This window comes from Streptomyces sp. NBC_01465 (assembly GCF_036227325.1).
In the GTDB taxonomy this organism is placed as follows: Bacteria; Actinomycetota; Actinomycetes; order Streptomycetales; family Streptomycetaceae; genus Streptomyces.
On the sequence record NZ_CP109467.1, the window covers coordinates 5,480,414 to 5,503,239 of the forward strand.

Here is a 22,826-nt window from a genome sequence, read left to right on the forward strand (position 1 = left end):
GGAGGCGGGCCGGTCGACCCCCGCCCGCCCCCGCGCCGGGCGTCACCGCCCGCCGAGCCCCCGGTCGACCGCAGCGGTCAGCTCACCCGTGCTCGTGTCGCCGTCCATCGACCAGAACATCGCCCCGCCCAGGCCGCGATGGCGCACGTACTCCGCCTTCGTCCGCAGCACCTGCGGGTCGTCGTACGTCCACAGCGTCGTCCCGTCGAAGAGCCACGCGCTGCCGCCCGTCCGGTCCCGGTAGAGCTTGTACGTACCCGAGGCGGCCAGCGTCTTGAGCGCCTTGTAGTCCTCGGTCCCGTTGGCCCACGTCGCCGGTGCGGGTCCGGCTGCGGGCTGGTTCAGCCCGTCGCCGCCGCCCGTGACGCCCGTCCAGCCCTGCCCGTAGAACGGCATGCCGACCACGAGCTTGCGGGCCGGTGCGCCGCGCCGCAGCCAGGAGTCGACGGTGCCGTCGACGCTGAAGTCGTTCTTCGCGAAGAGCGCGGACTGCTGGGCGGTCGTCGTCTCGCCCGAGACGTGGAAGTCGTACCCCTGGAGGTTCACGAAGTCGAAGTCCCGCATCACCTTGCGCACTTCGTAACCCGCGTCGATCTTCGCGGGGGCCGTCGGCACGAAGGCGGACAGGTCGTAGTGCTTGTGGTGGCGCTGGGTGCGGCCGTACGCGTCGAGCTGCGTACGGAACTCGTGGACCAGCGCCGTCAGGTTCTGCTTGTCCTCGGGACGGTGCACCGTCCCCGCGTCGGCCTCCGAGCCCGGCCACTCCCAGTCGAGGTCGATCCCGTCGAAGAGCCCGGCCGCCGCGCCGGCTCCGCCGCGCGCCCCGTCCACCGGCAGGTTGCCCTTGATGAAGAGGTCGATGCAGGAGGAGACGAACGCCTTGCGGGAGGCGGGGGTGAGCGCCGCGTCCGACAGGTGGGCCGAACCGGTCCAGCCGCCCAGCGAGAGCAGCACCTTCAACCCCGGGTGTTTGGCCTTCAGTTCCCGCAACTGGTTGAAGTTTCCGGCGAGCGGCTGCTCGGCGGTGTCCGCCGTGCCGTCCACGGAGGTCGCCGCGTCCAGCGGGCGGCTGTAGTCCGCCCACGAGTCGGCGGAGGTGCACAGGCCTGCGGAATTCACGCCTCCGAAGGCGTAGTTGATGTGCGTGAGGTTGGCGGCCTGACCGCTGGTGTCGAGGTCCTTGACCTGGTAGTTCCGCCCGTAGATGCCCCACTGGGTGAAGTAGCCGACGCGCTTGTACGAGGGCCGGTGGTCCCCGCCGTGCGCCTGTGCGGCGGGGGCGAGGGTGGTGAGGAGGGAGAGCGAGCAGGCGGCAACTGCCGCTCCGAGGAGGGTTCTTCGACGGTTTCGTGGCATGCGCGGAACGTATTGGTCTGGACCAGAGGAGGTCAAGAGCTGAGCGGGCATCCATACCCGCGACAGGCCCTCCTGAAAAGGCGTGTCATCACTTCGGGTGAAACTCTGGCCCTCGCTTGCGGTCGACGACCGCCGGTTGTCAGGCTGTTGCTGTCCGTCAAATTACGGGGAGTGGTTCGTGACATTCGGTGAGCAGCCGGCCTATCTGCGCGTTGCCAGCGATCTCCGGCAGAAGATCGCCGACGGATCGCTGCCCCCGCACACCCGACTCCCGTCCCAGGCGCGCATCCGCGAGGAGTACGGGGTCTCCGACACGGTCGCCCTGGAGGCCCGCAAGGTCCTGATGGCCGAGGGCCTCGTCGAGGGCCGCTCCGGATCGGGCACGTATGTGCGCGAGCGCCCCGTCCCGCGCCGCGTCGCCCGCTCCGGATACCGGCTGGCCGCCGGCGCCTCGCCCTTCCGCCAGGAGCAGGCCGACGAGGCCGCGCGCGGCACCTGGGAGTCCAGGAGCGAACAGGACGAGGCGAGTACGGAGATCGCGCTGCGCCTGGGCATCAAGGAGGGCGACCGGGTGATGCGCACGCGGTACGTCTTCCGGGACGCGGGCGAGACGATGATGCTCTCCACCTCCTTCGAGCCGCTCGCCGTCACCGGGCGCACGCCCGTGATGCTGCCGGAGGAGGGCCCGCTCGGCGGCTGCGGCGTGGTCGAGCGCATGGCGGCGATCGACCTGGTCGTGGACAACGTGGTGGAGGAGGTCGGTGCCCGTCCCGGCCTCGCGGAGGAGCTGCTGACCCTGGGCGGGGTGCCGGGCCATGTCGTCGTGGTCATCTGCCGTACGTACTACGCCTCGGGACGCCCGGTGGAGACGGCGGACATCGTTGTCCCCGCCGACCGGTACCGGATCGCATACCACCTGCCGGTCAAGTGACCGGTGGGCGGACGCTCTGTCCGCCCCGCGTGATCGCGAGTTAACGCCCGCGCCCGTCACGTAACTTCGGGGCAATCACCGGTTGCAACAAATTGTCATGTCCGGCTCCTACCTTCTCGTCCGTACCCGCACCCCGGAGACCGACGACGAACGGGAAGCCGCAGATGACGGACACCGCGACGCCCAGCAGCGCCACCACCGAAGCCCCGCCGGGCGAGCCGCCGACCAAGCGCAGTTACGCCAAACTCGCCGCCGACGAGAGCCGCGAGGACTACTCGCTGCGCTATGCGCCGCACTCCTTCAGGCGCTGGTCCCCGACGATGGTCGCCTCGACCGCGCTCGGCGGCATCGCCTACCTCGCGGACTTCGCGATCGGCGCCTCGATCGTCTTCACGTACGGCTTCACCAGCGGACTCGCCTCGATCCTCTGCGCCGCGACGATCATCTTCGTCACCGGTATCCCGATCGCCCGCGCCTGCGCCAAGTACGGCGTCGACATGGACCTCCTCACCCGGGGCGCCGGCTTCGGCTACTTCGGCTCGACGCTCACCTCGCTCATCTACGCCTCGTTCACCTTCATCTTCTTCGCCCTCGAAGGCTCGATCATGGCGCAGGCCATGCACCAGGCCGTCGGACTCCCGGTCCAGTTCGGTTACTTGATCACGACCCTGATCGTGATTCCGATCGTCTTCCGCGGCATGGGCGCGCTCGCCAAGGTGCAGGCCTGGACCCAGCCCATCTGGCTGATCGGCATGGTCCTGCCCTTCCTGGTCCTCGCCTTCCACTCCCCGGACACCTTCTCCGCCTTCTCCTCCTTCGGCGGCACGGAGGGCGCGGGCTCGGGCTTCTCCTGGATCGGCTTCGGGCTCGGCACCGGCGTCGCCCTCTCCCTCATCGCGCAGATCGGCGAGCAGGCCGACTACCTCCGCTTCATGCCCGCCAAGACCGAGGCGAACAAGCGCAAGTGGAACCTGGCCGTACTCGCCGCGGGCCCCGGCTGGGTCATCATCGGCGCGGCCAAGCAGCTGGGCGGCGCACTGCTCGCCTTCGCCGCGCTCGAAGCGGTCGGCAAGACCCACGCGCTGGAGCCCATCGCCCCGCAGATCGAGGCCCTCAAGCCCTGGCTCGGCTCCTTCGGGCTCCCCGCCGCCGCGATCTTCGTCATCGTCTCGCAGATCAAGATCAACGTGACGAACGCCTACAGCGGCTCGCTGTCCTGGTCGAACTTCTTCTCCCGCATCACGCACAAGCACCCGGGCCGGGTCTGGTACATCTTCCTCAACCTCGCCATCGCGCTGACGCTGATGGAGATGAACATGTTCGCGGCCCTCAACAAGCTGCTCGGCTTCTACTCCAACGTCGGCATCGCCTGGATCGCGGCCGTCGCCGCCGACCTGGTCATCAACAAGCGGGCCGGCTGGAGCCCCAAGTACATCGAGTTCAAGCGCGCCTACCTCTACGCCGTGAACCCGGCGGGATTCGGTGCGATGGTGGTCGCGTCGACCGTCTCGATCATCGCGTTCTTCGGAGTCTTCGGCGAGTACGCGGAAGCCTTCTCCACCTTCATCGCCGCAGGCCTCGCCGTCACGCTCTGCCCGCTGATCGCCTGGGCCACCAAGGGCAAGTACTACCTGGCCCGCCCCAACCCGGTGAACGGCCCCGACGTGGACGTCGAGGACATCACCGCGACCCACACCTGCGCGGTCTGCGACACCGACTACGAGCTCCCGGACGTCGCCGACTGCCCGGTCCAGTCGGGCCCGATCTGCTCGCTCTGCTGCTCGCTGGACGCGACGTGCGGCGACGTCTGCCGCACCGATCAGTCCGCGGGCCCGGTCCTGATGCCGGTACCGACGATCCCGGTCCGCACCGCCTGAGAGCCCCATGGCCGGATGCGTACCTCATTGTGCAAAGTCGTATCCGCTCAGTAAAGGTCAGGCGTACGCTCGGGCATATGCGTAGTGAGGTTTCCTGGGGATCATTACTGACCTGCACTCCGGCGGACGGGGCCGTGCGATGAACGACAGTGACGTCCTCCTGCCCTGGCTGGTGATACGGCAGGACGACAACGGCAACCGCTACCGCGTCGGCCGTTACGCCACCAAGACCGAGGCCGACAAGGTCGCCGACAGCCTCGACGACCGGGGCCACAAGCAGCTCTACTGGGTCGAGCGCATCGGTCAGATCGCGCGCTAGCCCCGCTCGCACCCCGCTTCAGTAAGCTCCGCCCATGACTGATCGTGTCGTCGTGGGCGGAGCTCTTTTCGACCGGGGAAGGCTGCTGGCCGCGCGCCGGAGTGCGCCTCCCGAGCTGGCCGGGGGCTGGGAGCTCCCGGGCGGGAAAGTGGAGCCCGGGGAGAGCCCCGAGGAGGCCCTCGTACGGGAGCTGCGCGAGGAGCTGGGCATCGAGTCCGAGGTCGTCGAGCGCATCCCCGGAGAATGGCCCCTGAAGCCCGGCTACGTATTCCAGGTGTGGACCGCGCGGCTCCTGTCCGGGGAGCCGCAGCCGCTGGAGGACCACGACGCACTGCGCTGGCTCGGCCCCGACGAGATCGACTCCGTGGACTGGCTGGAGCTGGACCGGCCCGCCGTGAAGGAGGCCGCGCGACGGCTCGCGGAGGGGGCGCACGACTGACGCAATGCGCCGATCGTGACACTGTGCGCCATATGGCCCGATAGCTGAGCGCTGATATCGGGTATCTGGTGATTAACCCCCCGAAATAGGACTCAGGTCCATTGCTGGTCTTGGGAAGTGGTCGGCGTGATCGACACCGAAGGCGACTGCGCCGAGTGGACCTTTCCTGCTGAGCCCGATGCCGTACGCGTCGCACGTCATGCCGTACGCGACGCCCTGCACACCTGGGGTCTGTTTCCGGCCTTCGGCGATGTCGCGGTCCTTCTGGTGAGTGAGCTGGTCACGAACGCGCTGCGGTACGCGTCGGGCCCGATCGGTGTCCGTCTCGTACGCCTGGATCATGGCGATCTGCTGGTGGAAGTCTCCGATCCGCTTCCGGATCCGCCCCGTGAGCGCAGCTCGGGACCGGACGACGAGGGAGGCCGGGGACTGCAGCTCGTGGCCTGTTCCGCACAGCGCTGGGGGACCCGTCGCGGGAGAACGGGCAAGACGGTGTGGTTCGAGCTGGCCCAGCCTGGTTAGTAGACGGGGTGGGACGAGTGCGATCACGCGTCGCGGCTGTCCGAAAGGGACTGAGACCGTGCTGTGATCGTGAACACCGTGCCTGCCGGGGCCGTAGTGCTGAATACTGCGGTCCAAGGCCGGTCCGGTGTGCTTGAGCTGGAGGGGACGGTCGCGTGAGCGAGATACCTGGGACTACTGGGATGCCTGACACGGCGGGCGACGTCGTGTGGCAGAGCAGCCCGCCCGGCTCGATCTACGACTACATCAGAGTCGCCTCCTTCTCCATCGGGGCCGACGGACTGGTGGAGCAGTGGAGCCGCCGGGCCGAGGAGCTCTTCGGCGTGGCCGCACGCGATGCCGTGGGCAAGGATCCGGTGGACGCCTTCATGCCCGCCGAACTGCACGGACGCGGTCGCGGCAGGGTCGCGGAGATCCTCGACGGCAAGGAGTGGACGGGTCTGGTCCCGTTCCGGATGCCGGGCGAGGACCACGCGCACGGAGTCGCCGAGCTGTACGTCATGCCGAGCGAGACCCCCAGCGGGCGGCGCGGCGCGGTGTGCATCGTGGTGGACGTCAGGGTGCTCCGGCAGATCGAGACCGACCTCGCCTCCTCGCAGGCGATTTTCGGCCAATCTCCCTTCGGCTTCCTCCTGTTCGGGATGGACCTCACGGTGCAGCGCGCCAACAGCCGCTTCGCCGCCCTCTTCGGCGGCGACGTCGACGAGCACCGAGGCCGTACCGTCCACGACTACCTCGCACCCGCCGAGGCCGAGCGGATGACCGCCGCGCTCAGACGCGTACTGGAGAGCGGCGAGCCCGTCACCGACCTCCAGCTCGTGGGCACCGCCCCCGGCTCCACCGACCACCGGCACTGGTCGGTCAACCTCTACCGCGTCCACAGCGGAGCCGGCCGCCCCATCGGGGTCGCCGGGCTCGGCACGGACGTCACCCGCCGCCATGTCGCCGCCCGCGAGGCCGCCAACGCCCGCCGCAACCTCGCCCTCCTCAACGAGGCCAGCGCCCGCATCGGCAACTCCCTCGACCTGGAGACCACCGCCCGCGAACTCCTCGACGTCGCCGTCCCCGGCTTCTGCGACCTCGCCGCGGTCGACCTCTACCAGGGCCTCCTCGCCGGCGATGAGGCCGGCCCCGGCCACGCCGACGGCTCCGCCGAGCTGCGCCGCGTCGCCTTCGCCAGCGCCGTCTCCGACGGGCCGCTGGAGGTCGGCAACGGCGACGAGGGCGCGGCGCCCCCGCTCGGTGCCGTCCACCGCTACGCGTTCGTCTCGCCCTACGCGAAGGCCCTGCGCGAGGCGCAGCTGCAGTCCGTGCCCGGCGCGGAAGGCAGCCTGGTGCAGTCGACGCTCGCCGTGCCGATGGTCGCGCACGACACGGTGGTCGGCTTGGTGCAGTTCGCCCGTACGAAGGGGAGCGAGCCCTTCGGCGAGCGCGACCGGGCGCTCGCCGTGGAGCTGGCCGCGCGGGCCGCCGTCTGTATCGACAACGCCCGCCTCTACCGGCGCGAGCATGAACGCGCCCTGATACTGCAACGGTCCCTGCTGCCGCCCGGCGACCCGGAGGCCGCCGGACTCACCATCGCCTGCCGCTATCTGCCGGGCAACATGGAGACCGAGGTCGGCGGCGACTGGTTCGACGTCATCGAGCTGCCCGGACACCGGACGGCGCTGGTCGTCGGGGACGTGATGGGGCGCGGGCTGCGGGCCGCGGTCGCGATGGGTGAACTGCGTACGGCGGTCAGGACGTTGGCGCTGCTCGACCTGGAGCCGGCGGAGGTGCTCTCCGCGCTGGACGAGATCGCGCGGGGTCTCGGCGCCCCCGGCGGCACGCAGCAGGCCTCGCGGGCCGCGCACAAGTCGCGGGAGGCGGACCTGTCGGAGGTCTATCTGGCGACGTGCGTGTACGCGGTCTACGACCCGGTCACCCGCCGCTGCACGTTCGCCAACGCGGGCCATCTGCCGCCGCTGGTGGTGGAACCGGGGGAGGAGCCGCTGCTCCTGGACGTACCGCCCGGAATGCCACTGGGGGTGGGCGGCGAACCCTTCGAGGAGGTCGAGGTCGAACTCCCCGAGGGCGCGCTGCTCGCGCTCTACACGGACGGCCTCGTCGAGTCGCGGGAGCATCCGCTGGACGAGGGCCTGTCGCAGCTGCGGGGCGCGCTGGCGGATCCCGTACCGGCGCTGGAGGACGTCTGCGACCACATACTGACGACGCTCGACACCGGCCACGGCGAGGACGACATCGCACTGCTGATGGCGCGGATCCAGGGCCTGCCCGCGGAGGCGGTGGGCGACTGGACGCTGCCGAGGGAGCCGAAGTCGGTGGGCCGGGCACGGGAGTTGGCGCGCCGGCAGCTGGAGAGCTGGGGCCTGGAGTCGCTGGTCGACACGGTGGAACTGCTGGTGAGCGAGCTCGCGACGAACGCGCTGCGGTACGGCGAGGGCGAGATCCGGCTGCGGCTCCTGCGGGACCGGACGCTGGTCTGCGAGGTCTGGGACGCGGGCCTGGTGCAGCCGCGGCGGCGGCGGGCGCGGGACACGGACGAGGGGGGCCGGGGGCTGCAGCTGGTGGGGCTGCTGAGCGCGGCGTGGGGATCTAGGCGGACCCCGCGCGGCAAGACGGTGTGGTTCGAGCTGGCGCTGCCGGAGGGGGACGAGGCCCCGGCGGAGCTCACGGCGGACCAATTGCTCGCCATGTATTAGGGGTGGGGGCTTTTCGGTGTCGCATCCGAACGCACCGCAAGCGGCCATTGAGCAACCCCCACCCATGCCAACCACCTCCGCGAGAGCGGCGCCGGTTTAGGCGCAAAACCACGCGGGGTCCGGGGCAGAGCCCCGGGGCGGGGTCAGCCGTTCGCAGCCCCCGACTTCAGCGCAGCCAGCCTGGCCTCCACCTCGGCCCCGTCGCCCAGAGAGTCCAGCTGCTCAAATTGCGCATCCAGCGACGACGCCGCCAACTCCTGCTTCCCCATCGCCTTCGCCTCCTCCCTCCGCACCTTGTCCTCGAACCGCCCCAACTCACTCGTCGGGTCAAGGACGTTGATGTTCTTCACCGCGTCCATCATCGTGTTCTGCGCCTGCGCCGACTTCGCCCGCGCCACCAGTTCGTCCCGCTTCCCCTGGAGCTCCGTCAGCTTCACCTTCATCTGGTCGAGGCCCGTCTTCAGCTTGTCCACGACCTCCGTCTGCGAGGCGATCGTCGGCTCCGCCGTCTTCGCCTCCTTCTCGGACTGCAGCTGCCGCCCCAGCGCGACCTTCGCCAGGTTGTCGAACTTGTCCGCGTCGGCCGCCGAACCGCCCGCCCGCAGCTCATCCGCCTTCTTGGACGCGGCCAGGGCCTTCCCGCCCCACTCCTTCGCCGCCTCCACGTCCTCCGTGTGGTCCTGCTCCATCAGCCGCAGATTGCCGATGGTGGTGGCCACCGCCTGCTCGGCCTCCGCGATGTTGTTCGTGTAGTCGCGGATCAGCTGGTCGATCATCTTCTGCGGGTCCTCGGCCTGGTCGAGGAGCGCGTTGATGTTGGCCTTGGCGAGCTGGCTCACTCGCCCGAAAATGGTCTGCTTCTGCGACATGGTCTTTCTCCTTGTACGTAAAGGGAGTTACGGGAGCTGCGAGGAACCGGCGGAAGGATCAGAAGCGGCCGCCTCCGCCCATCCGCCCACCCGTGCCCCCACCGCCGAAGCTCCCGGGCCCGCCGCCCCCGAAGCCGCCTCCGCCGTAGCCGCCGCCCCGGCCGCCACCGCCGCCGAAGAGCCCGCCGAGGATGATCCCGCCGAGCACCGCGCCGCCGATCCCGCCGCCTCCACCGCCGCCCATGCCCCCGCCTCCGCCGAAGCCGCCCATGCCCCCGCCGCCGTAGCCCTGTACGTCCTGCTGCGCGAGCTTCTGCGCCTGCCGGGCCAGCGCGTCCGCCTGCTGCACCTCCGCCAGCGCGGCCTGCGCGTCCGTCGCGGCGAGGGCCAGCCCGTTCTCCAGGTGGCGCTGTGCCTCCGCCAGGCGGGTGCGGGCCTGGCTGCCCACCGCGCCCCGGTTCGTCGTGATGTAGTCCGCCGCGGCCCCCAGCGAACTGGTCGCCGTCAGCCGCGCCTGGTCCAGCAGTGCCGCGGCCCGCCGGGTCCCTGCCTCCCGCTCGCGCGCCCCGGCCAGGGCCTCGTCCAGGACCGCGTCCGCCTCCTCGATGCGCCGCAGCGCGTCGATCGGGTCGTACGGACCGGCCGCCATCTCCTGCCGTACGTCACCGACCACCGACTCCGCCCGCGCGATCCGCCCCTGCAGATCGGCGGTGGAGACATCGGCCCCCGTGCCCTGCAGCAGCCCGCGCGCATCGGCCAGATCCGTCTCGGTCTCGGTCAGCGCACCGGCCAACTGGCCGTCTGCCTCGCCGAGTTCGCCCGCGAGCCGGTCCACCGCGTCCACCAGCGTGCCCGCCTGGTCGACGGCGCCCTCGGCGGCCCGTACGAACACGGCCGCCTTGCCGTTGTCGCCCGCGTCGACCGCCTGGCGCGCCTGGTTGAGGTTGGTCGTCGCGAACAGCAGCCGGTCCTTCGCCTGCTCGACATGCCCGGTCACGGGGGCCGAAGCGGAGGGCGCGTACTGCTGGGCGAGCGTCGCCAGCGCGGTCTCGGCCGCTCCCGTACGCGAGGTGACCTGCCGGAACGTCGACTCCGCCAGCTCCAGTGCCTGCGGGGCGTTCTGCTCCATCGCGCGCAGCCGGTCGAAGCTCTCGGACTCCGCGTCGAGCCGGCGGTTCGCCTCCTCGCAGCGGCTGACGATCTCGTCCATCATCTGCCGGCGGGTCGCGTCGTCCTCGGGGAACGCGTCGTCCAGCTTCTGCCGGATGCGGAACGCCGCGGTCAGCTCGCCCTTCGCGTACGTCACCGCGTCCTTGAAGGGCTGCGCCGCCTCGTCCCCGAACTGGGCGGCGGCGAAGCCGAGTTCCTCGTCGCTGGTACGGATCGCGTTGTCCGTGTCGACGAGGAGCTGCTTGGCCTTGGCGTCGAGTTCGGGCAGCGGCATCGGCGCCGGCTCGGCGGGACCGCCCCAGCCGCCCCCGCCGCCCGGCGTGGTCCGGGTCCCCGCGCGCTTCTTGCGCCGGGTGTACGCGAAGGCCGCCAGCGCTCCGGCTCCGCCCACCGCGACGACGGGCACGATGACATCGGCTGCGGAGCCCGCTTCGTCCGACGCGGATCCGCCGGGGTCCGCGGGGCCCGGGGTGATGGTCGGGGTGGGGATCGGCGTCCCGGAGAGCACCGCGCTGTAGCCGTTGGCGGCGCCGATGGCCGCCCCCGCCCAGTCGTTCTGCTTCAGCGCGGGGACGATCGCCGTCTGGGCGACGTCCGCGAGCTGGGAAGAGGTGAAGGCGGTGGTCTGGCTGCCGATCGAGTACGCGTACTGGCGGTCGTGGGTGGCGACCGCGAGCAGCAGGTCGTTCTGGCCGAGCCCGCTCTTGGTGGCGGTCGCGTCGGCCCAGCTCTGCGCGGACTGCCCGGAGAAGTCCCGTACGTACGCGACGAAGAGCTGGATCCGGTGGTCGTCGTAGAGCGCGTCGAGCGCCTTCACGACCTCGGGCTTGCGGTCGCGCAGCGCGCCCACCCGGTCGGTGATCTGACCGTCGGTGGACAGCGTGATGGGGGAATCGGCACGGGCTGCGGGGGCCGGCGCGGGCAGGACCAGCCCGCAGACCGCTACGAAAGCGGCGACGAGAACGGCGGCCCAGCCGGGTATGTGCGGCCGGTCTGACTTCACGGGCGGCGTCACATTGGGGAGCTTATGGCGGCATTTGCGCCCCCGCTACTCGGCCGCGGGAACCGGAATGCCACTGCCCGCAGTCTTGGCGATCACGGTACGGCGGACGAGGGGCGGCACGGGTGAAGGCACCGGCAGCGATACGGGCACGGCTGAGGAGCCCGCGTCTGCAGGCGATACGCACACGCCTGGGGAGCCCGCGTCTGAAGTGGCCCAAGCGCATCGCACTGGCGCTGGTCCTGGTGATCCTGGTCCCCGTGATCGCCGCCGCGACGGCCCTGCGCATCGAATACGCGGGCGACTACAAGGACGGCACCCGCACCCGCGGCCGCGACGCGATCTGGCTCGGCCACGCGTGGGTCGACGGCCGCAAGACGGAAGCGGACGTGGACGCCTTCGCGGACCGGATCCGGGGCACGGGCATCCGCGACCTCTATGTCCACACGGGCCCGCTGGAACACAACGGCACCCTGCCCGCGAGCCTGTACCCGAAGGCGAAGTGGCTGTTCGACACGGTGCACCGGAAGATCCCCGGCGTACGGGTGCAGGCCTGGCTCGGCGACGTACTGGCCACCGAGTCGCCCGACGGCATGAAGCTGAGCGAGGCGGCCACGCGCAGCGCCGTCGTCGCCTCGACCCGCCAGGTCCTGGACGCGGGCTTCGAAGGCGCCCACTTCGACCTGGAGCCGCTGCACTCCGACGACCAGGACTACCTCGCGCTGCTCGACACCCTGCACGCCCTCACCCGCTCCCGGGGCGCCCAGCTCTCCGTCGCCTCGCACCAGATCGACCCGCTCCCCGGGCTCCACTCGTTCGCGGGGGTCTTCTCCGGGCACGAGAAGTGGTGGTCGCAGAAGTTCTTCGGGCAGGTGGCGGAGCGGGTCGACCAGATCGCGGTGATGTCGTACGACACCTCGATGCCGGTCCAGAGCCTGTACGGCGGGTACGTCGCCCAGCAGACGGCCCTGGCCCTGGAGGTCACGCCGAAGGACGTCGATCTGCTGATGGGGCTGCCCTTCTTCCACGAGGACAAGTGGGGCCACACGGCCTCCGCCGAGACCGCGGCGGCCGCGATCCGGGGCGCCCGGCTGGCGCTGGGGCGCACGGACCGGGGGCGCGAGCGGTTCGGGGTCGCGCTGTACGTGGACTTCGCGGCGACGGAGTCCGACTGGACGGCGTACAAGAAGGGCTGGAGCTAGCTCGAGGGCGCGCAGGGTGGAACCGATCCGCGAGCAGCGGTGTATCCAAGGCATGAACAGTCGACGCGGTGCATGCGAACGGGAGCCGGCGGATGTCAGGTGTCCGCCGGCTCCCGGGTTCTGGGGTGTGATCGCGTGCGTACTGATGGGGGCAGTACGCGCGGTGTTACGCGGCCGAGCGGGGAAGCTCCCGCGTGCGGCCGAGCCCGCCGAGCCAGACCGCGGACGGCTTGGCGGTGCGCTCGAAGGTCTTCGGGTCGACGGAGATCAGCCCGAAGGTGGGGCGGAAGGATCCCCACTCGTAGTTGTCGAGGGCGCTCCAGGCGAGATAGCCGTGGATGTTGAGCCCGTCCTCCAGGCCGGCCGCGACCTCGCCGAGCGCGCCCGTGTAGTAGTCGATGCGGCGTGCGTCGTCGGCGGTCGCCATGCCGTTCTCGGTGACGATCAGGGGTACGTCGGGGCCGACGACCTCGGCGGTGTGCCGCAGCGCGTGGCCGACCGCGGTGGGGTAGTACTCCCACTGCGTCAGGGTCCGCTCGACGTCCTCGGGCGCCGGGATCGGCCCCTCGGGTCCGATCTTGGTGCGGGTGTAGGACTGGACGCCGATCCAGTCGTCGCCGCGCGCCGCCTCGATGAAGACGTCCTCGCGGGGGTGGCGGTAGGCGGCGGTGACCTCTTCGGCGCCGGGGAGGGCCTGGTAGACCTGGTTGGCGATCGTCCAGCCGACCTGGATCGACGGGTCGATCGCCTTCACCGCGCGGGCCGACGCGTGGTGGGCCGCGATGATCGCCTCGGTGGTCTCCTCGTCGGGGGCGGGCAGCCCGGCCGGCGGGAAGCCGACGTTGCCGGACTTCGCGAGACCGGCCATCACGGAGATCATGTTGGGCTCGTTGATGGTGCAGACGTACGGGACGCCGTCGCCGATGACCGGCGCGCAGGCGGCGGTGTACCGGGCGAAGAGTTCGACGGCCCCTTCGGCCGTCCAGCCGCCGCGGTCCTCGAACCAGCGCGGCACGGTGAAGTGGTGCAGGGTCACCATCGGCCGCAGCCCGCGGGCGATCGCGCCCTCGACCATGCGCCGGTAGTGGGCGATCTCGGCGCCGGAGAAGTGGCCCTCGGCGGGCTCGATACGGGCCCACTCGATGGAGAACCGGTAGTCGGTGAAGCCGAGTTCGGCCAGCAGGTCCATGTCCTCGGGCCAGCGGTGGTAGCTGTCGCAGGCGTCCAGGCTGGGCTCCTGGACCTGGTCGGTGCCGCTGTGCTCCTTGCGCCACCAGTCGCTGTTGATGTTGTTGCCCTCGATCTGGTGGGCGGCGGTCGAGGCCCCCCAGAGGAAACCGTCGGGGAAGCGGGTCGAGGCGTGCGTCATCGCGAGTTCTCTCTCGTACGAACGAAAAGTGTGGGGGAGGGGGTGAGGGCCGGGAGGGCTACTTCATGCCCGCCGTGGCGATGCCCTGCGTGAAGTGCCGCTGCAGTACGGCGAAGAGGAGCAGCACCGGAAGCACGACCAGGAGGGACCCGGCCATCAGCATTCCGTTGGAGCCCGCCGACTGGTTGGGATCGGTGGCGAAGGTGGCCAGGGCGACCGGCAGCGTGTACTTGTCGGGGCTGTTGGTCGCGATCAGCGGCCAGACGAAGTTGTTCCAGGACCCCAGGAAGGTGATGATCGACAGCGTGGCGAGGGCCGGCTTGACCAGCGGCATCACGATCCGCCAGAAGATGTACCACTCGCGGGCGCCGTCCATCCGGGCCGCTTCGAGGAGTTCGTCGGGGATCGACTGCATGAACTGCCGCATCAGGAAGACCCCGAAGGCACCGGCCGCGAACGGCAGCACCAGACCGGCGTAGGTGTCGATCAGCTGCAGCTTGCTCATCAGGACGTAGAGCGGCAGCAGCATGAGGTTGCCGGGAACCATCAGCGCACCGAGGACCAGCGCGAAGATCTTGTTGCGGCCGGTGAACTTCAGCTTGGCCAGGGCGTACCCGAGCATCGAGCAGAACACCAGGTTGCAGACGGTGACCAGGACGGCCACGACCACCGAGTTCATGAAGTAGAGCGGCATGTCCAGCTTGTCGAGCAGCTGGGAGAAGTGGCTCAGGGTCCAGTCGGTCGGCAGCCAGACCGGCGGGGAGGCGGAGAGCTCCTTGTCGGTCTTGAAGGCGGACAGCGCCATCCACAGGAACGGGGCGGCCATGACCAGCAGTCCGGCCGACAGCAGGACGTAGACCAGGGACTTCTTCGGGTTGAACCGCACGGTGCTCATTTGGTGTTGTCCTTCAGCAGTCGGAGCTGGAGCACCGTGATTCCCATGATCACTACGAACAGGACGTACGCCATCGCGCTCGCATAGCCCATGTGGAAGAAGTTGAAGCCCTGGCGGTACATGTCCAGCGAGACGGTGAGGGTGGAGTCCGAGGGCCCGCCCTGGGTCATCACGAACGGCTCCTCGAAGACATTGAGGTAGCCGATGGTGGTGATGACTGTCGCGTACAGCAGCGTGGGTCGCAGCAGCGGGACGGTGATGCGGCGGAACTCCTGCCACACCCCGGCCCCGTCGAGCTTGGCCGCCTCCCGTACCTCGGTGGGGACGGCCTGCAGTCCTGCGATGAAGAGCACCATGACCGTGCCGAGGTTGCGCCAGACCGCCATCGCGATCAGCGAGGGCATCGCCAGCGTCTCGCTGCCGAGGAAGTCGGGCCCGGTGAGCCCCACTTCGGAGAACAGGCCGGCGATCAGCCCGTCCGACGGGTCGAGGACGAAGCGCCAGACGACGGCGACCGCGACGATGCTGGTGACGACGGGTGCGTAGAAGCCGACCCGGAAGAAGGTCCGAGCACGGTCGATGCCGTTGTTCAGCAGGACGGCGACGACCAGGCCCAGGACGATCGTCAGCGGGACGCCCACGACCACGAAGTACGCCGTGTTGAACAGCGACTTGAGGAACTGCTCGTCGCTGAACAGCTTCGTGTAGTTCTCGAAGCCGATGAACTTGGCGCTCAGCGGATCGGTGACGTTACGGGCTCCGAAGTCCGTGAAGCTCATGAGGAGCGTCGCGACGATCGGGAAGGCCATGAAGACGGTGAACAGGACGAGGAAGGGCGTCGAGAAGAGCCATCCCGAGACGTTCTGCACTCCCATGGAGCGCTTCTTGGCCCGCCGGGACCCGGCGCCCGGGGAGTCGCTGCTCCCCGGTGCGCCTTGTGACGCGGCCACTTCGGCGGCCGCTCCGGTCGTGGTGCTCATGATGGTTAACCCAGGAGGCTTTCGATCTCGGACTGCGCCTTCTTGGCCGCGTCCTCGGCGGAGGACTTGCCCTGCGTGACCGACTCGATGGCCGAGTCGACCTTCGAGGTGATCTCGGTCCACTTGGCCAGCGGCGGCGAGGTCTTGGCGCTCGCCATCTGCTCGCCGTAGATCTTCAGGCTCGGGTCGGTGGCGAGGTCACCTGACTTCCAGGCCGCGGTGTTGGCCGGGAGGTCCTTGGACCGCTGGAACCAGTCCGACTGGCCCTTGGTGTCGGTGAGGTACGTGATGAACTCCTTGGCGGCGGCCTTGTGCTCGCTGTCCTTGGAGATCACCAGGCTGGAGCCGCCTGCCATCGAGACCGAGGACTTGTCCGCGGGGATCTTGGCGACGGCCCACTTGCCCTTCAGCTGCGGCTGGCCGTCGTTGATGAGGCCGGTCTGCCAGGGGCCGCCGAAGAACATCGGGACCGAGCCGTTGCCGAAGTCCTTGATGACGTCGTAGCCGGGCTGGACGCTCTTCTTGGCGAGGCCCTTGTCGAAGTACGAGCCGTACTCCTTCAGCGCCTTGACGGTCTCGGGGCTGTCGAAGACGGCCTTCTTGCCGCTGTCGTCGACGATCGCGCCGCCGGCCGAGTACAGGAACGGGTAGAAGTTCTGCACCGTGTCGAGGCCGCTGGGCTGGATGTTCAGCCCCCACTTGGTGCCGGCCTTGTTCTGGTACGCGTCGGCCAGCTTCTCCATCTCGGACCAGTTGGCGGGGGCCTTGGTGATGCCGGCCTTCTCCGCCAGGTCGGTGCGGTAGTAGAGCACGCGGGTGTCGACGTACCACGGCACGCCGTACGCGGTGGAGTCCACGACGCCCTGGTTCCAGGCCGCCGGGAAGAAGTCGCCCTGCTTGAAGGTCTTGGTGTCCACCGGCTCGAGCACGCCCATGTCGGCGAACTCGCCCATGTAGCTCCCGCCCATCTGCGCGACGTCCGGCAGGGTTCCCGCCGCGGCCGCTGCGACCAGCTTCTGGTGCGCGACGTCCCAGCCGACCGGGGTGACCTTGATGGTGATGTTCGGGTGCGTCTTGTTGTACGCCTTCGCGACGTCCCCGAGCTTCTCGCCCTCGGCGCCCATGGCCCAGACGGTCAGCGTCTGCTTCTTGTCGGCGGCGACGTCCGCACCACCGGAGCTTCCGCAGGCGGTGAGCGTGAGTGCCGACGCGAGCCCGATGGCGGCGACCGAAGCGAGTCTGGCGGTGCGGTGCATGGAGGGCTCCTCCTTGAGCTTCCCTGACATCCCTGATGTATGCGCTGTCTGTAAGCGCATACATCACTCTGTGGCAGCCGCTTCGGAAACCGCAAGGGGGGTCTTGGTCACACTCCCGTAACGGGACAGCCTGTAGATGAACGGTAAATGACCTGTTTGCACCTTAGGGGCCGATGTGATGCATTCCGCTCCCCGCAGGGGCTGCCACCGGCCGCTCCGCTAAGGTCCCGCCCATGCCTGCCTTCGCACACGAATTCCCCTTCGACCCCACCTACGGCCGGACCCGGGAGGAGCTTCTGCGGATACCCGCACCCGCCCCGCCCGCCGATTTCGGCGCCTTCTGGCAGTCCCGGTACGAGGCCGCCCGCGCGGTGGAGACGGCCCCGGAGGTGGGTGCTCTCGTCGAGGAGCGCGACGGCGTACGGATCTTCGAGGTGACGTATCTCTCGGTGGGCGAAGTCCGCCTGGGAGGCTGGCTGGTCCTGCCCGCGGAGGGCCCCGCCGAGCACGGCTTCGTCATCGGCCACGGCTACGGGGGCCGCGACCAGGCCGGCCCCGACGTCCCCCTCCCGCTGCCCCGCTCGGCGGCGCTGCTGCCCTGCGTACGCGGCATGGGCACCCGGGGCCTGGTCCCGGAGATCCCCTCGGTCGCGGACGGCCACGTCCTGCACGGCATCGCCTCGCGCGACACGTACGTCATCGGCGACTGCGTGGCCGACCTCTGGTGCGCGGCCTCGGCCCTGCGCGAACTCGTCCCCGGCCTGGGCGCACTCGGCTACGCGGGCGGGAGCTTCGGCGGCGGCCTGGGCGCCCTCGCGCTCCCCTGGGACGACCGCTTCGGCGCCGCGCAGCTGACCGTCCCCACCTTCGGCAACCACCCGCTGCGGCTCACGCTGCCGTGCACGGGCAGCGGGGAGTCCGTACGGACGTACCACCGCACACACCCCGAAGTCACCGACGTACTCCGGTACTTCGACGCGGCGAGCGCCGCGACCCTGATCGAGATCCCGACCCTGGTGGCACCGGCGCTCTTCGACCCCGCGGTGCCGCCGCCGGGCCAGTTCGCCGTATACAACGCCCTGCCGCCGGGCTCACCGCAGCCGCACATCCTGCAGGCCGGCCACTTCGACCACGACGGTACGGAGACCGAGCTCAAGGCCCTCTCCGAGGCGCGGGCCGGCTTCTTCGCCCAGCACCTGACCGACGGCGAGGCCTAGCAGCCGCAGCTGCCCCTCCGCGCCACACTCACCGGCAGCATCAGCGACACCGGATCGCCGCCGCGCCCCGTCCCCAGCCGCTGCACGAGCAGGTCCACCGCCTCCTCGCCCATCCTGCGCATCGGCTGGCGGACGGTGGTCAGCGCGGGCCGCACCAGGCGGCTCAGCGGGATCCCGTCGAAGCCGGTCACCGCCAGGTCCTCCGGCACCCGCACCCCGCGCCGCTCCAGCGTGTGCAGGGCGCCCACCGCCATCTGGTCGTTGGCGAAGACGATGGCGTCCAGCGGCTCCCCGCCCCGGTCGAGCAGCGCGTCGGCCGCCCGCGACCCCTCGGCCTGCGTCATCAGCGTGGCCCGTAGATCGGGCTCGTCGCGTACGGGAAGACCTGCCGCCAGGCACGCCTCGCGGTATCCGGCGAACCGCGCCCGTACGTCCGGCGAGTCCTCCTCAGCGCCCACGAACGCCAGCCTGCGCAGCCCGTGGTCCTCCACCAGGTGCCGGGTCAGCTCGCGCTGCCCGTCCGCGTTGGCCACCTCGATGTGGTCGAGATGGTCCAGCTGATCGCTCTCGCGCGGCCCCGCCAGCATCACCACCGGCAGCCGTCGCGAGATGACGTCCAGCTCCTCGGTCGGCACGGTCCGCGCCAGTACGGCGAACCCGTCCACCCGCCCGGCCACCTTGGCGACCAGGCTCTCGGGCCCGCCCTGCAGCGAGGCGGCGATCAGCAGCGCGTACCCGTGGCGGCGTGCGGCCCGCTCCATGCCCCGGATGATCTGGTCGGAGTAGAGCATCGCCGCGTCGTCGTCCGGCTCGTCGCCCGAGTCGGTCTCGGTGGCCGGGTCCGCGTAGTCGGGGAAGCAGAGGCCGAGGACCCCCGTCGTTCTGCTGGCCAGGCCGCGCGCGTTCCCGCTGGGTACGTAACCCAGCTCGCGCGCGGCCGCCAGGACGCGGTCGCGGGTCTGCTGCCGCACCGAGTCGGGGTTGCGGTAGACCCGCGACACCGTCGCGATGGAGACGCCCGACTGCTCGGCGACGTCGTACACCGTGGGGGCTGAGCTCACCCGATCAACCGCCTAGTTCTCTGGGAAACGCGCTGCGAGGATCTCGCATGAAAGCGCATTCAACCCTAGGCATGGATCCGACCAGCGGGCAAGCAAGCCCCGTGCCGGCTCACCCCGATCCGCGCCGCCCGATCTTGTTCCCGAGCCAGACCAGCGGGTCGTACTTCCGGTCCACGGCCCGCTCCTTCAGCGGGATCAGCGCATTGTCGGTGATCTTGATGTGCTCGGGGCAGACCTCCGTGCAGCACTTGGTGATGTTGCAGTACCCGAGCCCGTGCTCCTCCTGCGCCGTCCGCTTCCGGTCGAGCCCGGCCTCGTCCGCCGCGTCCAGCGGGTGCATGTCCAGTTCGGCGACGCGCATCAGGAAGCGCGGACCCGCGAAGGCGTCCTTGTTCTCCTCGTGGTCGCGCACCACGTGGCAGGTGTCCTGGCACAGGAAGCACTCGATGCACTTGCGGAACTCCTGCGACCGCTCCACGTCCACCTGCTGCATCCGGTACTCACCGGCCGCGACACCCTCGGGCGGCACGAACGACGGGATCTCCCGCGCCTTCGTGTAGTTGAACCCGACGTCCGTCACCAGGTCCCGTACAACCGGAAAGGCCCGCAGCGGGGTGACCGTGATGACGTCGGTCCGCTCGAAGGTGGACATCCGCGTCATGCACATCAGCCGCGGCCGCCCGTTGACCTCCGCGCTGCACGAACCGCACTTGCCCGCCTTGCAGTTCCAGCGCACCGCCAGATCGGAGGCCTGGGTCGCCTGCAGCCGGTGGATGATGTCGAGGACGACCTCGCCGTCGTTCACCTCGACGGTGTAGTCCTGCAGATCGCCCCCGTCCGCATCGCCCCGCCACACCCTGAATTCGGCCTTGTATGAACCGCTCACTCGTAGAGCTCCTCTTCGGCGAGGTACTTGACCAGCTCCTCCTTCTCGAAGAGAGCGAGGAGGTCGGGACGGATGGCCACGGTCTTCTTCCGTACGAGCTCGATCTGCCCGAGCACCGGATCGGTGGCCGCCAACCCCCCGGTGGGATCGGCCAGTTGGCAGAGCAGATTGACCGGACGCCAGTCGCGGTCCATGGCCGGGAAGTCCTCCCGGGTGTGCCCGCCGCGGCTCTCGGTCCGCTCCAGCGCGGCCCGCGCGATGCACTCGCTGACCAGCAGCATGTTCCGCAGGTCGAGCGCCAGGTGCCAGCCGGGGTTGAACTGCCGGTGACCCTCGACCCCGGCGCGCCGGGCCCGTACCCGTAGATCGGCGAGCTTGTCGAGCGCCTGCTCCATCTCGCCCTCGCGCCGGATGATGCCGACGAGGTCGTTCATCGTCTGCTGGAGTTCCTGGTGGAGGGTGTACGGGTTCTCCGCGACGGTCCCCTCGGACGACAGGCCCCCTTCCGGCTCCTCCGCACTGAAGGGCCGCAGCGCCTCGGCGGCCGCGGCGTCGATCTGCGCGTCGTCCACCGGGGGCCGGGTGCCGGCCCCGATGAGGGCTGCCGCGTACGTCGCCGCGTGCAGCCCCGCCCGCCGCCCGAAGACGAGCAGGTCGGAGAGCGAGTTCCCGCCCAGCCGGTTGGAGCCGTGCATCCCGCCGGCGACCTCCCCGGCGGCGTACAGCCCCGGTACGGCGACGGCCGCCGCGGTGTCGGAGTCGACGGCGATGCCGCCCATCACGTAGTGACAGGTGGGCCCGACCTCCATCGCCTCCGCCGTGATGTCCACGTCCGCCAGTTCCTTGAACTGGTGGTACATGGACGGGAGTCGGCGCCTGATCCGCTCGGCCGGCATCCGGGTGGAGACGTCCAGGAAGACCCCGCCGTGCGGCGATCCGCGCCCCGCCTTGACCTCGGAGTTGATGGCGCGGGCGACCTCGTCGCGGGGGAGGAGCTCAGGGGGGCGCCGGTTGTGGTCCGGGTCGTCGTACCAGCGGTCGCCCTCCTCCTCGGACTCCGCGTACTTCTCCTTGAAGACGTCCGGGATGTACTCGAACATGAAGCGCTTGCCGTCGGAGTTGCGCAGCACGCCGCCGTCGCCGCGCACGGATTCGGTGACGAGGATCCCCTTCACCGAGGGCGGCCAGACCATGCCCGTCGGGTGGAACTGCACGAACTCCATGTTGAGCAGAGGCGCCCCCGCGAGCAGCGCCAGGGCGTGCCCGTCGCCCGTGTACTCCCACGAGTTGGACGTGACCTTGAAGGACTTTCCGATGCCGCCGGTCGCCAGGACGACGCTCGGCGCTTCGAGCACGAAGAAGCGCCCGGACTCGCGCTCGTAGCAGAAGGTCCCGGCGACGCGGCCGTCCTCGTCCTTCAACACCCGTGTGACGGTGCACTCCTGAAAGACCTTCAGGCGCGCCTCGTAGTCCCCGAACTCCTTCTTGTCCTCCTGCTGCAGCGACACGATCTTCTGCTGCAGGGTGCGGATCAGCTCAAGTCCCGTGCGGTCGCCGACATGGGCGAGCCGCGGGTACTCGTGCCCGCCGAAGTTCCGCTGGGAGATCCGCCCGTCGTCCGTACGGTCGAAGAGCGCGCCCCAGGTCTCCAACTCCCAGACCCGGTCGGGAGCTTCCTGTGCGTGCAGCTCCGCCATGCGCCACTGGTTGAGGAACTTCCCGCCGCGCAGCGTGTCCCGGAAGTGCACTTGCCAGCTGTCGTTGGAGTTCACATTGCCCATGGAGGCGGCGATCCCGCCCTCGGCCATGACGGTGTGCGCCTTGCCGAAGAGCGATTTGCAGATGACGGCGGTACGGGCACCCTGCTCCCGCGCCTCGATCGCCGCCCGCAGCCCGGCGCCGCCCGCGCCGACCACGACGACGTCCCACTCCTGCCGGTCGAGCTGAGTCATCTAGAAGAACCTCGGATCGTCGAAGACACCGGAAGCAACGAGATACACGTAGAAGTCGGCGAGCCCCACACTGATCAACGAGGCCCAGGCGAGCTGCATGTGACGGCCGTTCAGCTTTCCCACCCACCCCCACAGCCGGTACCGCACCGGGTGCTTGGAGAAGTGCTTCAGCCGCCCGCCGATGATGTGCCGGCAGGAGTGGCAGGAGACGGTGTACGCCCAGATCAGCGCGATGTTCACCAGGAAGACGACGCTCCCGAGACCCATGTGTCCCCACTGGTAGTTCTCGTCGCGGAAGGAGAGCACGGTGTCGTACGTGAGGATCCCGGCGACGACGATCGCCGCGTAGAAGAAGTAGCGGTGCAGGTTCTGCAGGATCAGCGGAAACCTGGTCTCGCCGCTGTACGACGTGTGGGGCTCGGCGACCGCGCAGGCCGGGGGCGAGGCCCAGAAGCCCCGGTAGTAGGCCTTGCGGTAGTAGTAGCAGGTCAGCCGGAAGCCCAGCGGGAAGACCAGGATGAGCAGGGCGGGGGAGAGGCCCCACCAGCTGCCGAAGAGGTCCCAGTTGGGGCCGTGCCGCATGGGGACGCAGTTGTCCGCCAGGCAGGGCGAGTAGAACGGCGAGACGTAGGGCGCCGAGTAGTAGTTGCTGTCGGCGAAGGCGCGCCAGGTCGAGTAGACGACGAAGGCGAGCAGCCCGGCGGCGGTCAGCGCGGGCGAGAGCCACCAGCGGTCCGTGCGCAGATGGCGTGGAGCGATCGCGGCGCGCGACGGGTCGTGCACGCCGGTGAGCGGTTGGGGTTCCGTACCTGTGGCCAACGAG

19 protein-coding genes are annotated in these 22,826 nt (G+C 69.9%); 8 read left to right on the top strand and 11 right to left on the bottom strand.

Annotated elements, in window-relative coordinates; all coding sequences use genetic code 11:
• Nucleotides 1-42: 42 nt before the first annotated feature.
• The gene (locus OG707_RS25875; protein WP_329122294.1) at nucleotides 43-1,356 is read right to left on the bottom strand and encodes a glycoside hydrolase family 18 protein; all 1,314 of its coding nucleotides are present in this window, start codon (nucleotides 1,354-1,356) and stop codon (nucleotides 43-45) included.
• A 178-nt stretch (nucleotides 1,357-1,534) separates the two neighbouring features.
• Here OG707_RS25875 and OG707_RS25880 point away from each other — a divergent pair, with 178 nt between their 5' ends.
• From OG707_RS25880 to OG707_RS25905, 6 genes are all read left to right on the top strand, one after another.
• Complete coding sequence (locus OG707_RS25880; protein WP_329122295.1) at nucleotides 1,535-2,287, top strand: GntR family transcriptional regulator; 753 nt, start codon at nucleotides 1,535-1,537, stop codon at nucleotides 2,285-2,287.
• Between the two features lie 164 nt (nucleotides 2,288-2,451).
• Nucleotides 2,452-4,164 carry a purine-cytosine permease family protein gene (locus OG707_RS25885; RefSeq protein ID WP_329122297.1) on the top strand — a complete coding sequence of 571 codons (1,713 nt, stop codon included), beginning with the start codon at nucleotides 2,452-2,454 and terminating at the stop codon, nucleotides 4,162-4,164.
• 139 nt (nucleotides 4,165-4,303) lie between these two features.
• Nucleotides 4,304-4,483, top strand: coding sequence for an SPOR domain-containing protein (locus OG707_RS25890; protein WP_329122299.1), 180 nt, complete (start codon nucleotides 4,304-4,306; stop codon nucleotides 4,481-4,483).
• 34 nt (nucleotides 4,484-4,517) lie between these two features.
• Entirely contained in the window at nucleotides 4,518-4,922 is a 405-nt protein-coding gene (locus tag OG707_RS25895) for a (deoxy)nucleoside triphosphate pyrophosphohydrolase (RefSeq protein WP_329122301.1), read from the top strand.
• Nucleotides 4,923-5,039: 117 nt separating this feature from the next.
• A complete protein-coding gene (locus OG707_RS25900) occupies nucleotides 5,040-5,444 on the top strand; it encodes an ATP-binding protein (RefSeq protein WP_329122303.1) in 405 nt (134 codons plus the stop codon).
• Nucleotides 5,445-5,626: 182 nt separating this feature from the next.
• Nucleotides 5,627-8,146: a SpoIIE family protein phosphatase gene (locus OG707_RS25905; protein ID WP_329122306.1), complete on the top strand. Its 2,520-nt coding sequence runs from the start codon at nucleotides 5,627-5,629 to the stop codon at nucleotides 8,144-8,146.
• A gap of 143 nt (nucleotides 8,147-8,289) precedes the next feature.
• On the opposite strand, the gene OG707_RS25910 is transcribed toward OG707_RS25905, so the two are convergent.
• Both OG707_RS25910 and OG707_RS25915 read right to left on the bottom strand, forming a co-directional pair.
• Entirely contained in the window at nucleotides 8,290-9,015 is a 726-nt protein-coding gene (locus OG707_RS25910) for a PspA/IM30 family protein (protein ID WP_329122308.1), read from the bottom strand.
• A gap of 58 nt (nucleotides 9,016-9,073) precedes the next feature.
• Nucleotides 9,074-11,188 (bottom strand): TPM domain-containing protein, encoded by a 2,115-nt coding sequence (locus OG707_RS25915; RefSeq protein ID WP_329122310.1) that lies wholly within the window; start codon nucleotides 11,186-11,188, stop codon nucleotides 9,074-9,076.
• A 140-nt stretch (nucleotides 11,189-11,328) separates the two neighbouring features.
• Here OG707_RS25915 and OG707_RS25920 point away from each other — a divergent pair, with 140 nt between their 5' ends.
• The gene (locus OG707_RS25920; protein WP_443071500.1) at nucleotides 11,329-12,387 is read left to right on the top strand and encodes a hypothetical protein; all 1,059 of its coding nucleotides are present in this window, start codon (nucleotides 11,329-11,331) and stop codon (nucleotides 12,385-12,387) included.
• Between the two features lie 166 nt (nucleotides 12,388-12,553).
• Here the strand turns inward: OG707_RS25920 and OG707_RS25925 are convergent, their stop codons facing one another.
• Genes OG707_RS25925 through OG707_RS25940 form a run of 4 tightly spaced genes read right to left on the bottom strand, consistent with a single transcriptional unit; the run spans nucleotide 12,554 to nucleotide 16,887 of the window.
• Nucleotides 12,554-13,756 carry a glycoside hydrolase family 1 protein gene (locus OG707_RS25925; protein ID WP_329122311.1) on the bottom strand — a complete coding sequence of 401 codons (1,203 nt, stop codon included), beginning with the start codon at nucleotides 13,754-13,756 and terminating at the stop codon, nucleotides 12,554-12,556.
• A 58-nt stretch (nucleotides 13,757-13,814) separates the two neighbouring features.
• Nucleotides 13,815-14,651, bottom strand: coding sequence for a carbohydrate ABC transporter permease (locus OG707_RS25930; protein WP_329122313.1), 837 nt, complete (start codon nucleotides 14,649-14,651; stop codon nucleotides 13,815-13,817).
• Nucleotides 14,648-15,631, bottom strand: coding sequence for a carbohydrate ABC transporter permease (locus tag OG707_RS25935; RefSeq protein WP_329122315.1), 984 nt, complete (start codon nucleotides 15,629-15,631; stop codon nucleotides 14,648-14,650). Before OG707_RS25935 ends, OG707_RS25930 begins: the two co-directional genes overlap by 4 nt.
• A gap of 5 nt (nucleotides 15,632-15,636) precedes the next feature.
• The gene (locus OG707_RS25940; RefSeq protein ID WP_329122317.1) at nucleotides 15,637-16,887 is read right to left on the bottom strand and encodes a sugar ABC transporter substrate-binding protein; all 1,251 of its coding nucleotides are present in this window, start codon (nucleotides 16,885-16,887) and stop codon (nucleotides 15,637-15,639) included.
• A gap of 233 nt (nucleotides 16,888-17,120) precedes the next feature.
• On the opposite strand from OG707_RS25940, the gene OG707_RS25945 reads away from it, so the two are divergent.
• On the top strand, nucleotides 17,121-18,104 hold the full coding sequence (locus tag OG707_RS25945) for an acetylxylan esterase (protein ID WP_329122319.1): 984 nt from the start codon (nucleotides 17,121-17,123) through the stop codon (nucleotides 18,102-18,104).
• Here OG707_RS25945 and OG707_RS25950 read toward each other — a convergent pair.
• The 4 genes from OG707_RS25950 to OG707_RS25965 all read right to left on the bottom strand — a co-directional run bounded on the left by OG707_RS25950 (nucleotide 18,101) and on the right by OG707_RS25965 (nucleotide 22,822).
• Nucleotides 18,101-19,165, bottom strand: coding sequence for a LacI family DNA-binding transcriptional regulator (locus OG707_RS25950; protein WP_329122320.1), 1,065 nt, complete (start codon nucleotides 19,163-19,165; stop codon nucleotides 18,101-18,103). The two genes, OG707_RS25945 and OG707_RS25950, sit on opposite strands and share 4 nt — an antisense overlap.
• A 109-nt stretch (nucleotides 19,166-19,274) precedes the next feature.
• The gene (locus OG707_RS25955; RefSeq protein WP_329122322.1) at nucleotides 19,275-20,051 is read right to left on the bottom strand and encodes a succinate dehydrogenase/fumarate reductase iron-sulfur subunit; all 777 of its coding nucleotides are present in this window, start codon (nucleotides 20,049-20,051) and stop codon (nucleotides 19,275-19,277) included.
• The gene (locus OG707_RS25960) at nucleotides 20,048-22,003 is read right to left on the bottom strand and encodes a fumarate reductase/succinate dehydrogenase flavoprotein subunit (RefSeq protein ID WP_329122324.1); all 1,956 of its coding nucleotides are present in this window, start codon (nucleotides 22,001-22,003) and stop codon (nucleotides 20,048-20,050) included. Before OG707_RS25960 ends, OG707_RS25955 begins: the two co-directional genes overlap by 4 nt.
• Entirely contained in the window at nucleotides 22,004-22,822 is an 819-nt protein-coding gene (locus OG707_RS25965; RefSeq protein ID WP_329122326.1) for a hypothetical protein, read from the bottom strand. It lies immediately after the preceding gene.
• Nucleotides 22,823-22,826 lie beyond the last annotated feature (4 nt).

Excerpts from the sequence above, each read along its gene's own strand:
- OG707_RS25875 (WP_329122294.1), bottom strand. The coding sequence starts at position 1,356 with ATGCCACGAAACCGTCGAAGAACCCTCCTCGGAGCGGCAGTTGCCGCC.
- OG707_RS25885 (WP_329122297.1), top strand. The coding sequence starts at position 2,452 with ATGACGGACACCGCGACGCCCAGCAGCGCCACCACCGAAGCCCCGCCG.
- OG707_RS25890 (WP_329122299.1), top strand. The coding sequence starts at position 4,304 with ATGAACGACAGTGACGTCCTCCTGCCCTGGCTGGTGATACGGCAGGAC.
- OG707_RS25895 (WP_329122301.1), top strand. The coding sequence starts at position 4,518 with ATGACTGATCGTGTCGTCGTGGGCGGAGCTCTTTTCGACCGGGGAAGG.
- OG707_RS25905 (WP_329122306.1), top strand. The coding sequence starts at position 5,627 with ATGCCTGACACGGCGGGCGACGTCGTGTGGCAGAGCAGCCCGCCCGGC.
- OG707_RS25910 (WP_329122308.1), bottom strand. The coding sequence starts at position 9,015 with ATGTCGCAGAAGCAGACCATTTTCGGGCGAGTGAGCCAGCTCGCCAAG.
- OG707_RS25925 (WP_329122311.1), bottom strand. The coding sequence starts at position 13,756 with ATGACGCACGCCTCGACCCGCTTCCCCGACGGTTTCCTCTGGGGGGCC.
- OG707_RS25930 (WP_329122313.1), bottom strand. The coding sequence starts at position 14,651 with ATGAGCACCGTGCGGTTCAACCCGAAGAAGTCCCTGGTCTACGTCCTG.
- OG707_RS25935 (WP_329122315.1), bottom strand. The coding sequence starts at position 15,631 with ATGAGCACCACGACCGGAGCGGCCGCCGAAGTGGCCGCGTCACAAGGC.
- OG707_RS25940 (WP_329122317.1), bottom strand. The coding sequence starts at position 16,887 with ATGCACCGCACCGCCAGACTCGCTTCGGTCGCCGCCATCGGGCTCGCG.
- OG707_RS25945 (WP_329122319.1), top strand. The coding sequence starts at position 17,121 with ATGCCTGCCTTCGCACACGAATTCCCCTTCGACCCCACCTACGGCCGG.
- OG707_RS25960 (WP_329122324.1), bottom strand. The coding sequence starts at position 22,003 with ATGACTCAGCTCGACCGGCAGGAGTGGGACGTCGTCGTGGTCGGCGCG.